The following is a 12,993-nucleotide window of genomic DNA, read 5'->3' as shown; positions in this document are numbered from 1 at the left end:
TCGGTAAGATAATTTGTTGACAGATACAAATTTAGGGTAAATGTTAGCTTTTGATAATAGGACTGTTAGTCGGGTGATGTCAAGGCACCGTGGAAGTAAATGGGAGGGGCCCACTTGTGGGAGGGTGCCCGTTTATGCCGCGAAAGGCCTTGACATCAGGCGGCATAGTATCCTATTGCCTTTTAGGGGCAGTTTAATCTGCCCCTCTGCCTTCCGGCGAGGATGGGGGTTCTAGGGGGCAAAGCCCCCTAATTTTTACCCATCTAAATGACATTTTCATACGATAATTAACTTTATTTTAAATTATTTTTAGGTGACATTTTCAAAAGATATTGACATAACAATTTTTGTAAGCTTATGCCTTTTCTTCTTCTATCTTATTTATTTCTTGGTTTATTTCCCTTGTTATTTTTTCTTTAGCCAATTTATATAATTCAAGGGCATCTTTTGCCTCGGATGGATATTCGGATATTCCAATATACCACTTTCCAATAAGATATTCCTTTATCCTATCGATTACCACCTGTGCTCCATTTAACCCGGTAAAGAGCAATATCGCACAAAAAGTTGAAGTTCCAAGTTCAAGAACGGTGTCTACTTTCCTTAACCTGTTTGATATATCATTTATGATTTCATTAATCTTTATATCCTTTTCGCTTTCGCAGCTAGCAATAATCAAAGTTAAATTATAATTCCCTCTTTTAGCCCTTTCTATTTCATTTTGTAGAGCATCAATTAACTTTTTATAATTTGTTTCTTTTTATCTAATATTAATTTTTCCACCCTCTTTAAAATTTCAGATGTTTTAAAGGGTTTATTAAGGTAATCATTAACTCCCTTTTCTATAGCCTTCTTAACCGTAACCATTGTAGCATCAGAAGTTAACATCATAATTGGAACATTCTTATAATTTTTAAACTCTTCATCTTTCCTTAACAGTTCTACCAAATAAAATCCATCTTTATTGGGAAGATGAACGTCAAGAATAATAAGATGAAACTCGCCATTTTTTCTTTTTATCGCAGCTATAGCTTCATCCACACTTGAAGCTAACTCAACGGAATATCCTTCCATTTGAAGAATTTCTTTTAAAGAAACTTGTATTAAGTTTGAGTCATCTACCAATAAAACATCCTTAGCTTTTGATTTTTCAATTATCATAATAGTCTTCCCCTCAACCTTTTAAAAATTGTTTAAGTTGTCCCACATATGATATAATATTGGAAAATACAAAAAATTTCAATAAATTTAGGGGGATAAAGATGAAGAAAAAGGATTTTCTATGGCTTACCGCTCTTTTATTAGTTATTTTTATTCTAATCTACAAACCAACTCATGTTGCTTTTGTTACTCTTACAAAGTCCCACCCTTATATTATGGGATTTATAAAGGTATCCATCCTTGCTACAATGGGAGAACTTTTAGCCATAAGACTTCAAACGGGGGACTATAAAAAACCCCATGGATTAATTTATAGGTTTATAATCTGGGGCTTTTTAGGAATGGTCTTTGCCCTTGTTTTTGATCTATTTTCTTCCGGAGTTAGTGCTTGCATAGAAAAAAGCTTATTGCCTAAGAGTAGTTTAAGGTTCTGGCCGGCATTTTATACAAGTGCACTTATGAACCTTATTTTTGCACCAACCTTTATGGCCCTCCACAGAATAACCGATACCTTTATAGACCTTGGAGAGGGTAAACTTAATAAAATATTAAAGGTTAAACTTAATGATGTTATATCAAAAATAGATTGGAATACCTTTATTAGTTTTGTAGTTTTAAAAACCATCCCGTTCTTTTGGATTCCTGCTCATACAATAACCTTTTTACTTCCATCTGAATACAGAGTATTAATGGCATCCTTTTTATCGATAGCCCTAGGTGCTATTTTATCTTTAGCAAAACGTAAAAAGTAATCTATACAACGGGTGTTAAAGGCTTCTGACCCTTTAATACCCTTATTATATTTTCTGCAGCAAGGCGAGCCATCTCATTTCTTGTATTTATTGTTGCACTGCCTATATGAGGTAAAAGTATAACATTATCCATACTTTTAAGTTCCTCTTCAATTTGAGGTTCAAATTCATAAACATCAAGACCTGCGCCAAATATTCTTCTATTCTTTAACGCCTTTACAAGAGCCTTTTCATCAACAAGAGGTCCCCTTGCAGTGTTTATAAGAATTGCAGTTTCTTTCATCATATCAAAATCTTTTTCAGATATAATATGATAGGTTTCATCTGTTAAAGGTGCATGTAGTGAGATAAAATCAGATTCCTTTATTAAAGTTTCTTTATCTACATAAACTGCGTTAAAATCCCTTTCGAATTCTAAATCCCTTCTCCTGTTATGGTATATTATTTTCATGTCAAATCCCATACTTCTTTTAGCAAAGGCTTTACCAATCCTTCCTGCGCCAATTATGCCTAAGGTTTTACCTTTTATATCACAACCTAAAAATAAATTAGGTTCCCACCCTGTAAATTTACCTTCCCTTGTAAATTTATCCGCCTCAACTATTCTCCTTGCAACAGAAAGCAATAGAGTAAAGGCAAGGTCAGCAGTTGCATCTGTCAAAACATCCGGCGTATTTGTAACGATAATCCCCCTCTTTTTAGCCTCTAAAACATCTATGTTATTAAAGCCTACCGCATAGTTTGCAAAAATCTTTATCCTTTTAGCATTATCCATAACTTCTGCATCGATAGTATTATTTAAAAGACATAATACTCCATCTGCATCCTTTATTTTTTCTATAAGTTCCTTCTTGCTTAAATGCTTTCCTCTATTTACCTCAACTTCAAAGTGCTCCTTTAATAATCTTACTGCAATTTCTGGGATCTGGTAGGTAATATATACCTTCATACTATTCCTCCTTTAAATATATAAAAAAATCCGGCAAAAGCCGGACATTGGCGGAGAGAGTGGGATTCGAACCCACGGTGGAGTTGCCCCCACGCTTGATTTCGAGTCAAGTGCCTTAGACCTCTCGGCCATCTCTCCATACTAAATATATATTACAATTTTTATATAAAATTATCAATCCTTTTTTCTTTTGCTTTTAAAAAACTCTTTTAAGAGTTTACTACACTCATCCTGTAAAACTCCCTCAATGATTTCTATTCTGTGATTGAGCCTTTCATCTGCTACAATGTTATATAAGCTTCCACAGGCCCCTCCCTTAGGATCCCTAGTCCCAAAAATCAAAGTTTTTATTCTAGAATTTACAAGGGCTCCTGCACACATCGGACAAGGTTCTAGGGTTACATACATAGTGCAGTCTAAAAGGCGCCATCCCCCTAATGCCATGCATGCCTCATTGATTGCAAGGATTTCAGCATGAGCTGTGGCATCCCTTAAGGTTTCCCTTAAATTATGAGCCCTTGCTATTATTTTCCCATCCTTAACTATTATAGCTCCAACGGGAACCTCATCTAAAAAAAGGCACTTTTTGGCTTCTTCGATGGCTATTTTCATAAAATATTCATGATTCATAAAATCACCACTTAAAAATAAAAAATCAAGCCCGAAGGCTTGATCTGGTGCACCCGAGAGGATTCGAACCTCCGGCACACGGTTTAGGAAACCGTTGCTCTATCCTGCTGAGCTACGGGTGCATAATGTTTACAATTTTATTATAATTGATTATTTTAATTTGTCAATTACATTATATAGAAGGACAAACAAAAATAGGGGCTATCCCCTATTTATTTTCGTTTGCCTTTTTTGATATTTTGCGATAAACTTATCCAATAATTGGCTTAACTTAACTATCTCATCATCAACAATAAAATTTTTTTCTTCTAATCTTCTATCCATCTTCCTTCTTAAGTATTCAATTTTTTCGCGCAAAATCCTCATGGCATTCCACCTCTTTTTTTTTAACCTGGTTTCCCAAGTTAAAGAGGTCTGCCTGTTAAATTCAGTAATCTTTTTTTAATTATAACACAAATAATAAATATTTCAAAAGGTTATTTATCGACAAAAAAATCCATCTTATTTCTTAATCGACTTTTTTTGTTAATAATAAATAACTTTTTTGAATATAATAAATATTTTATATATTATTTGAACAATATATAATATAAGTTAGATTTTAATAACGGGGGTGTAATTAATGTCGCAAATCAAAAAAATTGCTATTTTAACTGGTGGTGGAGATTGCCCTGGCTTGAATGCAGTAATAAGAGCTGTAACAAGAACTGCAATTTTAAAATACGGCTATGAAGTTATTGGCTACAAATACGGTTATAGGGGGCTTTATCTAAACGATTTTATTCCTCTTACTTTAGATAGTGTAACTGGGCTTATTCACAAAGGAGGAACAATACTTTATACCTCAAATAAAGATAACCTTTTCGACTACCAAGTTGAAGAAAATGGTCAAATTGTTAAAAAGGACGTTTCCGACGTTGCAATTGAAAACATGAAAAAGGAAGGCGTTGATGCCTTAGTTGTTGTTGGTGGGGATGGAACTTTAACAAGTGCAAGGGATTTTTCAAGAAAGGGAGTTAAGGTTGTTGGAGTTCCTAAAACAATCGACAACGACCTTGGTGGAACTGACTACACATTTGGTTTTAACACTGCAATTGAAGTTGTTACTGAAGCCCTAGATAGACTACATACCACAGCTGAATCCCATCATAGAATTATGATACTTGAAGTTATGGGAAGAAATGCAGGTTGGATTGCTCTACATGCAGGAATTGCAGGTTCAGCTGATGTTATACTAATTCCTGAAATACCATTTGATTTAGATAAAGTAGTTGAAAAAATAGAAGAAAGAAGAAAAATGGGAAGATTGTTTAGCATAATTGTTGTGGCTGAAGGCGCAAAGCCAAAAGGAGGAGAAGTTGTAGTCAGCAAGATAGTAAAGGACAGCCCAGACCCAATAAGACTTGGAGGTATTGCCCATAAACTTGCAAATGAACTTGAACAAAGAATAAAAACTCATGAAATAAGAGCAACTATTTTGGGCCATGTTCAAAGAGGAGGTTCACCTTCAACATACGACAGAATACTCTCAACAAGATATGGAGTTAAAGCCGTTGACCTTATAGCAGAAGGAAAATTCGGCAACATGGTATGTCTAAAGGGAGACGACATATCATATGTTCCACTTGAGGACGTTATAGGAAAAGAAAAATACGTTGATCCAAATGGAGAACTTGTTCAGGTTGCAAGAAGCGTTGGAATATCCTTTGGAGACTAATAAAGCAGGCATCTGCCTGCTTTTTATATGTTTATAAAATTATATAGCATCCTTAAAGCAACTAAAATAGACATCGTTACAAATATAGGTTTTATAAATTTAGATCCCTTAAAAAGTGCTGCTTTAGTTCCAAGGCGCGCTCCTATAATCATAAATAGAGCAACTGGAATTGCTATCTTATAATCCACCATTCCTTTGTAGGCAAAAACTATTAAAGAAGCAATATTGCTCAAAAAATTCAAAAACCTCGCATTTCCTGCAGCATTTAAAAAATTAAAACCATAAATATTTATAAGCCCAAAAATCAAAAAGGAGCCTGTCCCAGGTCCAAAGAAGCCATCATACCCACCTATAAATAATGCTAAGATCATACCCAATAATAGGTTTCTTCTATTTAAACCATTAAAATTATCCTCTTGACCAATCGTTTTTGAAAAAAGCGTATATATACCAACAAAAAGAACAAGGATTAAAACCATAGCATAAAGATACCTTTGGTTTATTTTTAAAACTAAGTTTACGCCAATGACAGCTCCAATAAAGGTCATAGGCGATAAATATTTAAGTAATTCTTTATTTGTAGTTCCTGATTTTATGTATTTGATTGAACTTGTTAAAGATGCCGTCGTAGCAGAGAATTTGTTTGTTCCAAGAACCATATGTGTTGGTAAACCATAGAGCATAAAGGCTGGAACAGAAATAAGTCCCCCACCACCTGCAATGGAATCCACAAAGGCTGCAACAAACCCTACTATGCATAAAAGTAAAAGTTTCATATTATCCCCCTGTTATTTAGCCTTTCTTCTTGATGATTTTCCACCCTCTATAACTTGAATTTTAATATCATGCCTATCAACTTTTTCAGAAAGCTCGTCAACCTTTGCTTCCAATCTTTTTATGGCTTCTGTGTTCTGCACATAACCATCAAACAAAGTCTTTTTCATCTCTTTTAGTTCATTTTCCATAGTCACTTGATTGTTTTCTACCTTATTTAGTCTTTCTTCTACTCCGTCTAGTCTTTTTTCTACCCTATCTAGCCTTTCTTCTACCCTGTCTAGCCTTTCTTCTACCCTGTCTAGCCTTTCTTCTACCCTGTCTAGTCTTTCTTCTACCCTGTCTAGTCTATTATTAACTTCTTTAAAACCGTTCTGCATTTCGCTATACAATTTGGTTAGAAGATCAAAAACCTTATCGTTTTCCATGACAATCCCTCCATGAAACATTATAACACTATTATATAAATGAAAACAACAAAATTCTATTTTCATTTTTTGGCAAAAATATATTAAAATTATTATTAAGAAATAAAAGTAGGAGGTGCTAAAATGTATTTTGAAACCGCAGGAAGGCACAATACAGCAAAAACCATAGAACTTGCCCTAAAGGTTGCAGAAGAAAAGGGCATAGATTATATCGTCGTTGCATCCTGTTCAGGATATACTGCAAAGTTTTTAGCTGGTAGTGGCAAAAATATTATAGTTATAACCCATGTAAATGGTTTTGAAGAACCTGGAGTTATGGAAATAGATGAAAAAACAATAGAAGATCTTAAAAAGCTTGGATTTAAAGTTTATACGGGAACCCATGTTTTGTCTGGTGCAGAAAGGGGAATATCAAAAAAATTTGCTGGCATATATCCTGTTGAAATTATGGCCCATACACTTAGAATGCTCGGACAAGGTGTTAAAGTTGCTGTAGAAATTTCAGTTATGGCCCTTGACGCTGGGCTAATTCCTTATGGAGAAGATATAATAGCAATAGGAGGAACAGGAGAAGGCGCTGATACTGCCGTTGTGATAAGGCCTTCCCATGCAGCATCAATATTTGAAACTAAAATCAAAGAGATAATTTGTAAACCATATGAATTTTAGGAGGGTTGTTATGCAATATAGAAAATTCGCAAAGGACCTTGAGGTTTCTGCTTTAGGTTTTGGAATGATGAGACTTCCAATTTTAAATGGTGATGAGGGGCAAATAGATAAGGAAAAGGCATTTAAAATGGTAAGATATGCAATTGATAATGGAGTTAATTACATAGATACAGCATATCCTTATCATAAGGGAAATAGTGAAATATTTACTGCTGAAGTTTTAAAGGGAGGTTATAGAAAAAAAGTTTTACTTGCCACTAAAATGCCCGTTTGGCTTGTAAATGAAAAGGATGATTTTGAAAGATTATTAAATGAACAGCTAAATAAATTAGAAACTAACCATATAGACTGCTATCTTCTTCATGCCCTTTCAAAAAATTCATGGGAAAAGGTATATAACCTTGGAGTTTTAGATTTTTTAGTAAAGGCAAAAAATGAAGGTAAAATTAAAAAAATTGGTTTTTCTTTTCACGATGAATTCAATGTTTTTAAAGATATAATAGATGCCTTTGAATGGGACTTTTCACAAATCCAATTCAACTATCTTGATGAAGATGAACAGGCAGGATTAAGAGGACTAAAATATGCCCATTCTAAAGGAATTTCTATAATAGTCATGGAACCATTAAAAGGAGGGAAACTTGCTAAGGAGCCTCCAGAAAAAGTAAAGGATATTTGGAATTCACACAATGTTAAAAGAACACCTGCCGAATGGGCATTAAGATATGTCCTAAACTTTGAAGAAGTATCTTTGTTACTTAGCGAAATGAGCACAATTGAACAGGTAGAGGAAAACTTAAAGGTTATCAATGATGCTTATCCTTATTCTCTAAATGAGGAGGAAATAAAATTAATTAAAAAGGTGAAGGAAACATATAAAAGCCTTAACCAAATTGGCTGCACAAGTTGCAAATACTGCATGCCTTGCCCCTTTGGTGTTGATATTCCAAGGAATTTTTCAGTTTACAACAGTGCCTTCATATACAACGATTTAGAGGGAAGCAGAAAAGTTTATAATAATTACATAAATAAAGAAAATAGAGCTGAAAACTGTAAAGAATGCGGAAAATGTGAAGATGTATGCCCACAAAAGCTTCCTATAAGGAGTCTTTTAAAGGATGTTCATAAAACACTTGCAGAATAATCAAGGGCCAATTTAGGCCCTTCTTCTTTTAACTATATAGAAGATTAATATAATAATAAAACCTATGACTGCAACCGTTGCAAATGGGTTAAAGAAATACTTAACCACTACATAAATAAAAGGCATCTTTAACCAATCGACAACTGTAAATTTTTCCTTTTCACCAATTGCAAGGGAATATTTTCCCTTTTCGCCATCTGAAAAGACTGCAACATAATATTCTCCATCCTCAGGAATTTCTCCCCTTATAGTTTGCCTTATATAGTATTTAGTCTGGGTAAATTTTTCATAAAAGTATTCCTTAGGTGAAGGCTTTATTACTAAACTTCCATACCCTTCAGGAATATCAAAGGGTAGCTTATCCCTCTGCTTTATGCCCTTTCCGATAATAGCAAAGGAGGGGCTAAAATCCTCATTGCCTTTAATGATTGGAATTGTCATTTGGACAAACAAAGGATCCTTATTTTTTGCCTCAAATTTTACAAAATCTACGTCATCGATTTTATCAAGGCTTCCATAAATTGCATAACTTATAGTGTGGTCCTTTACAACAATTGGTTTTTCAAAGGTAGTATCCCTTGTTTCAAATATAGGCTTGTGAGCAAAAACAACAGATGTAAAAAGAACAAGAAAAATTAAAGAAAGAAAAATAGTTCTTTTCATAGCAACCCTTCCAAAACATAATTCAATACATTATATGATTTATTTTATCCAATTTTTCAAATAATATTCTTACCCCTAATATACATTTTTTCATAAATATCGTCAGGAACAAATATTCCTCCTGTAGCCCAGGCTATATGAATTGCATTTTGGGATGCTTCTAAAAGTAGTGGACCCTTTAATGAAGCCGCCGCTGATGGCTCAATCTTAATATCTTCACTATCCTTTAAAAGGACAAGAAGTTTAAAAAGTTCATCATCTTCAATTGTATAGATACCATCAATTAAAATCTCTGCTATTTTTGATACAAGCTTTGAGGGCGATCCAACTGCAAGACCATCTGCTTCCGTCTTATTATCAATTCCATAATCATTAACATGCACCTTTTCATGTTTCCCTGTTACAAGGCCTAAAAGCATGCAGGGTGAATGGGTTGGCTCTACAAAGTAGCAGAAAACATCATCCTTAAATACATGTTTGAGCCCAAATGTTATTCCACCTGGTGCTCCTCCAACCCCACAGGGCAAATATACAAATAAAGGATTATCCTTATTTATTTTTATTCCTAACTCTTCAAGCTGCCTTTTAAGCCTTAGGGCTGCTACAGAATATCCCAAAAAAAGGTGCTTTGAATTTTCATCATCCACAAAATAAGCATTTTTATCACCTTCACACTGCCTTCTTCCCTCTTCAACTGCCTTTGTATAATCCTCCTTGTATTCAATAACATTGCATCCCCTATCCCTTAGGATCTTTTTCTTCCATTCCTTAGCATCATGGGACATATGAATATCCACTTTAAAACCTAAAGCCGAAGCCATAATACCTATAGATAAACCTAAATTCCCGGTAGAACCTACAGCAATTTTATAATTTGAGAAAAATTTTTTAAAGGATTCCTCAGATAACTTTGAATAATCATCATCCTTTGATAACAATCTATTTTCCATTGCTAGGTCCTCGGCATGTTTTAAAACCTCATAAATTCCTCCCCTTGCCTTTATGGAACCTGCAACCTTTAAATAATTATCGCACTTTAAAAATAGTTTTCCATTTATTTTCTTTTTGTATTTATTTTCCAGTTCCAATTTCATATTTTTTATCTCAACCAAAGGTGATTCAATAATCCCATCCTCCGTTTCAGGAAATAATTTTTTTATTAAAGGTGCAAACCTTTTAAGCCTATCCTCAGCCTCAAGGATATCCTCATAAGTTAAATCTATTTTCTTTAATGCATCATCGGCATTTAATTTTTTTGGATTTTCCCAAAAGATTGGCTGCAAACCCTTTATCTTATCTAAAACTTCCATAATACTCCCCCCAAATTTTTATAAAGGCCTGATAAATTATCAGGCCCTATATACTGTATACACATTCCCCATCTATATAAACCTTTTCCGCCCTTGCCCTTAAGTCAAAGGGATGGTGGCTCCAAATTACTATATCAGCATCCTTTCCTTCTTCAATACTACCTATCCTATCCTCCAAGCCAAGGATCCTTGCTCCGTTTATGGTAAGCATTTTAATTAGATCCTCCTCCTTTGCACCATACCTTAAGGCAACACCTGCATGAATATTAGCATGTTCTAAGTGGATTACAGGATGATCACACATTATTGAAATTAAGACGCCCTTTTCGTTTAAAATCTTAATAGCCTCATAGGTTTTATCCTTCAGCTCAAGCTTTGTGTTAAATCCAAATAACGGTCCAACGACAACAGGAACGTTTTCTTTCTTTAAATAATCAGCAATCTTATATCCTTCTGTTCCATGTTCTAAAACAAACTTAAAGCCAAATTCCTCAGCTATCCTTATAGCTGTTAATATATCATCCTTCCTATGGCAGTGTATTCTTGCTGGAATCTCACCCTTTAAAACCCTTTCTCCTATTTCAAGCTTTATATCCCTTTCTGTAAATTCCTTTCCCTCTTTTTGTGCGTTTTCCTTTTTCTTTATATAATCCTGAACCTTCATAAAATATCCTCTTATAACTGCTGCTGTCCCAAGCCTTGTGGAAGGGGTTTGATTTTTACCTCCATAAACCCTTTTAGGATTTTCCCCAAAGGCCATCTTTAAACCTGCTGGTTCCTTTATAATCATCTCATCAACTATTTTGCTTCTTAATTTTAATATTGCCCCTTGACCTCCGATTGGATTTGCACTTCCAGGAAGAATCATAACAGTAGTTACTCCCCCACTTAAGGCCCTTTCAATTGCACTGTCATCGGGATTAAATGCATCTATTACCCTTACATGGGCAGTTACAGGATCCGTTGCTTCGTTTCCATCCTGATAGATAGATCCTACCCCCTCTTCAAATAATCCAAGGTGGCTGTGGGCATCGACAAACCCTGGAAATACGAATTTCCCAGAAGCATCGATAATTTCGCAGTCCTCTTCAATGTTCTCTGCAAGTTTTTTAATTTTCCCATCCTCAATTAATACATCCCCCCTAAAGGGTTGTCCAACAGCAGGGTATATAAATCCCCCTTTAATAATCCTTTTCAAATTAATCCCCCCAAATCGTAATAAGTTATTATATAAGGCTAATCCAAAATAGCTAGCCTATTGGCTCCTCAGGAATAACAATCCAGCAAATAATATAGGCAAGTATTCCAGAACCTCCAAGCATTACAATAAGCACCCATAAAAGCCTTACAATTGTTGGGTCCATATCAAAATACTTTGCAATACCTCCACATACTCCAGCTATCATCCTATCGGTTCTTGACCTGTATAATCTTTTTTCCATAAAAATTCCCCCTAAAAATTTCTAAGGTTATATACTATTTTTTCCTTTGATAAATATTATATATTATTTTCATCAATAAGTAAGCTCATTTAATATCCACATTTATATGCTTTAACCATAATAATTTAGAAAGGTACACATTTATTTCCCTGTTATTCTCTATGTTTTTGCTTGTATAAATTATTATATTTTCAATTTTATGCATTTGATATTTACTTAATTCCTTGGGTTTTCCAATATAAATATATGGCATAGGAACACTTCCACCGCAGCATCCACCAACGTTTCCTAAAAAAACATATGCTTCTTTACCATTTTGTTCGATATATTCTATTGCATCTTTAGATATCTTTATTTCCATTTACTATCACCTCACAAATTATTTGTTAAATGTATAGAAGAATTATAATCGGAAAACTAACATTGGGAAAATTTTAAAAGGAGGTTTTACAATGGGAGTAGTTACTCAATTAACTAACAAATATCAATCTTGCATTGATATTTGTGTAAAATGTGCTCAGGCATGTTTTGAATGCTTTAAAGCTTGTTTGAATGAGCCTGATGTATCTGCCAGGAAAAATTGCATAAGTATCCTTCTTGAATGTGCATTAATTTGTCAACAAGCAGTTGCTTTTATGTCAATAGATTCACAATTTTCAAAAGATATGTGTAAACTATGTGCTACAATTTGTAATAAATGCGCTCAAGAATGTAGCATGTTCAAAGATGAGCATTGCCAAAAATGTTCAGACATATGCAAAAGTTGTTCTGATGAATGTAGAAAAATGGCTAACATGTAATAATTTCAAGACTCAATAGTAATATTACTATTGAGTCTACAGACTGTTGACAAAGTATAATTTTTTAAAGAGAATCCATCGCAAAAAAAGGATTCTCTTTTTTTATGTCGAAATATAATAATATACGAAGTAATAAAGGAGGATAAGTATGCTAACAATCAACAAAGATAAAACTCGTAGAGAACAAGTAGAATTTATCTCTGTTGATCAATTGGTTCCAGAAGATCATTTAGTTAGAAAAATAGAAAAAGTTATCAATTTTGATTTTATATATGATCTTGTAAAGGACATGTATTGCTTAGATAATGGAAGACCAAGCATAGATCCTGTTGTATTAATTAAAATAGTTTTAATTCAATATATGTTTGGTATAAAATCTATGCGTCAAACAATAAAAGAAATAGAAACAAATGTTGCATACAGATGGTTTCTAGGATTTGGTCTTACTGACAACATTCCCCACTTTAGCACATTTAGCAAAAATTATGAGCGTAGGTTCAAAGGAACAGATTTGTTTGAAAAAATATTTAAGAAAATATTACAACAGGCAATTG

The 12,993-nt window shown here is 33.9% G+C and carries 18 protein-coding genes and 2 tRNA genes; 6 read left to right on the top strand and 14 right to left on the bottom strand.

From position 1 onward, the window contains the following. Positions 1–355: 355 nt before the first annotated feature. Positions 356–679: a nucleotidyl cyclase domain-containing protein gene (locus tag CAAU_RS13990; protein ID WP_008909408.1), complete on the bottom strand. Its 324-nt coding sequence runs from the start codon at positions 677–679 to the stop codon at positions 356–358. 56 nt (positions 680–735) lie between these two features. Beyond that, a complete protein-coding gene (locus CAAU_RS13985; protein ID WP_008909407.1) occupies positions 736–1,161 on the bottom strand; it encodes a response regulator in 426 nt (141 codons plus the stop codon). Between the two features lie 101 nt (positions 1,162–1,262). Here CAAU_RS13985 and CAAU_RS10460 point away from each other — a divergent pair, with 101 nt between their 5' ends. Further along, entirely contained in the window at positions 1,263–1,913 is a 651-nt protein-coding gene (locus CAAU_RS10460) for an Mpv17/PMP22 family protein (protein WP_008909406.1), read from the top strand. Between the two features lies 1 nt (position 1,914). On the opposite strand, the gene CAAU_RS10455 is transcribed toward CAAU_RS10460, so the two are convergent. From CAAU_RS10455 to CAAU_RS14360, 5 genes are all read right to left on the bottom strand, one after another. Then, a complete protein-coding gene (locus CAAU_RS10455; RefSeq protein ID WP_008909405.1) occupies positions 1,915–2,862 on the bottom strand; it encodes a 2-hydroxyacid dehydrogenase in 948 nt (315 codons plus the stop codon). 48 nt (positions 2,863–2,910) lie between these two features. Beyond that, positions 2,911–3,000: transfer RNA gene (locus CAAU_RS10450), tRNA-Ser, on the bottom strand. Positions 3,001–3,036: 36 nt separating this feature from the next. Beyond that, positions 3,037–3,492, bottom strand: coding sequence for a tRNA adenosine(34) deaminase TadA (tadA, locus tag CAAU_RS10445; RefSeq protein WP_008909404.1), 456 nt, complete (start codon positions 3,490–3,492; stop codon positions 3,037–3,039). A 45-nt stretch (positions 3,493–3,537) separates the two neighbouring features. Further along, positions 3,538–3,614: transfer RNA gene (locus CAAU_RS10440), tRNA-Arg, on the bottom strand. A gap of 79 nt (positions 3,615–3,693) precedes the next feature. Beyond that, positions 3,694–3,858 (bottom strand): aspartyl-phosphate phosphatase Spo0E family protein, encoded by a 165-nt coding sequence (locus CAAU_RS14360; RefSeq protein ID WP_008909403.1) that lies wholly within the window; start codon positions 3,856–3,858, stop codon positions 3,694–3,696. A gap of 256 nt (positions 3,859–4,114) precedes the next feature. Here CAAU_RS14360 and CAAU_RS10435 point away from each other — a divergent pair, with 256 nt between their 5' ends. Further along, on the top strand, positions 4,115–5,209 hold the full coding sequence (locus CAAU_RS10435) for a 6-phosphofructokinase (RefSeq protein WP_008909402.1): 1,095 nt from the start codon (positions 4,115–4,117) through the stop codon (positions 5,207–5,209). A 23-nt stretch (positions 5,210–5,232) separates the two neighbouring features. Here the strand turns inward: CAAU_RS10435 and CAAU_RS10430 are convergent, their stop codons facing one another. Both CAAU_RS10430 and CAAU_RS10425 read right to left on the bottom strand, forming a co-directional pair. Next, positions 5,233–5,985 carry a sulfite exporter TauE/SafE family protein gene (locus CAAU_RS10430; protein ID WP_008909401.1) on the bottom strand — a complete coding sequence of 251 codons (753 nt, stop codon included), beginning with the start codon at positions 5,983–5,985 and terminating at the stop codon, positions 5,233–5,235. Between the two features lie 12 nt (positions 5,986–5,997). Continuing rightward, positions 5,998–6,411: a hypothetical protein gene (locus tag CAAU_RS10425; protein ID WP_008909400.1), complete on the bottom strand. Its 414-nt coding sequence runs from the start codon at positions 6,409–6,411 to the stop codon at positions 5,998–6,000. 123 nt (positions 6,412–6,534) lie between these two features. On the opposite strand from CAAU_RS10425, the gene CAAU_RS10420 reads away from it, so the two are divergent. Together CAAU_RS10420 and CAAU_RS10415 are read left to right on the top strand one after the other, a co-directional pair. Beyond that, complete coding sequence (locus CAAU_RS10420) at positions 6,535–7,080, top strand: pyruvate kinase alpha/beta domain-containing protein (RefSeq protein ID WP_008909399.1); 546 nt, start codon at positions 6,535–6,537, stop codon at positions 7,078–7,080. 10 nt (positions 7,081–7,090) lie between these two features. Then, positions 7,091–8,224: an aldo/keto reductase gene (locus CAAU_RS10415; protein ID WP_008909398.1), complete on the top strand. Its 1,134-nt coding sequence runs from the start codon at positions 7,091–7,093 to the stop codon at positions 8,222–8,224. A gap of 12 nt (positions 8,225–8,236) precedes the next feature. Here the strand turns inward: CAAU_RS10415 and CAAU_RS10410 are convergent, their stop codons facing one another. The 5 genes from CAAU_RS10410 to CAAU_RS10390 all read right to left on the bottom strand — a co-directional run bounded on the left by CAAU_RS10410 (position 8,237) and on the right by CAAU_RS10390 (position 12,000). Beyond that, positions 8,237–8,887 (bottom strand): hypothetical protein, encoded by a 651-nt coding sequence (locus CAAU_RS10410; RefSeq protein ID WP_008909397.1) that lies wholly within the window; start codon positions 8,885–8,887, stop codon positions 8,237–8,239. A gap of 56 nt (positions 8,888–8,943) precedes the next feature. Next, positions 8,944–10,197, bottom strand: coding sequence for a D-serine ammonia-lyase (locus tag CAAU_RS10405; protein ID WP_008909396.1), 1,254 nt, complete (start codon positions 10,195–10,197; stop codon positions 8,944–8,946). 46 nt (positions 10,198–10,243) lie between these two features. Then, complete coding sequence (locus CAAU_RS10400) at positions 10,244–11,395, bottom strand: amidohydrolase (RefSeq protein ID WP_008909395.1); 1,152 nt, start codon at positions 11,393–11,395, stop codon at positions 10,244–10,246. A gap of 52 nt (positions 11,396–11,447) precedes the next feature. Beyond that, positions 11,448–11,639 carry a PspC domain-containing protein gene (locus CAAU_RS10395; RefSeq protein WP_008909394.1) on the bottom strand — a complete coding sequence of 64 codons (192 nt, stop codon included), beginning with the start codon at positions 11,637–11,639 and terminating at the stop codon, positions 11,448–11,450. An 85-nt stretch (positions 11,640–11,724) separates the two neighbouring features. Further along, positions 11,725–12,000 carry a CC/Se motif family (seleno)protein gene (locus tag CAAU_RS10390; RefSeq protein ID WP_008909393.1) on the bottom strand — a complete coding sequence of 92 codons (276 nt, stop codon included), beginning with the start codon at positions 11,998–12,000 and terminating at the stop codon, positions 11,725–11,727. Between the two features lie 91 nt (positions 12,001–12,091). Between CAAU_RS10390 and CAAU_RS10385 the strand changes: the two genes are divergently transcribed. Further along, entirely contained in the window at positions 12,092–12,439 is a 348-nt protein-coding gene (locus tag CAAU_RS10385; protein ID WP_040306524.1) for a four-helix bundle copper-binding protein, read from the top strand. Positions 12,440–12,587: 148 nt separating this feature from the next. Then, positions 12,588–12,993: transposase (locus tag CAAU_RS10380; protein ID WP_040306523.1), on the top strand; the 406-nt coding region annotated here is incomplete at its 3' end.

Origin of the sequence: Caloramator australicus RC3, from assembly GCF_000297115.1 — a bacterium.
Taxonomy (GTDB): Bacteria; Bacillota; Clostridia; order Clostridiales; family Caloramatoraceae; genus Caloramator; species Caloramator australicus.
The sequence above is the reverse complement of the archived record's forward strand: the minus strand, read 5'-3'. Positions and strand labels throughout refer to the sequence as shown.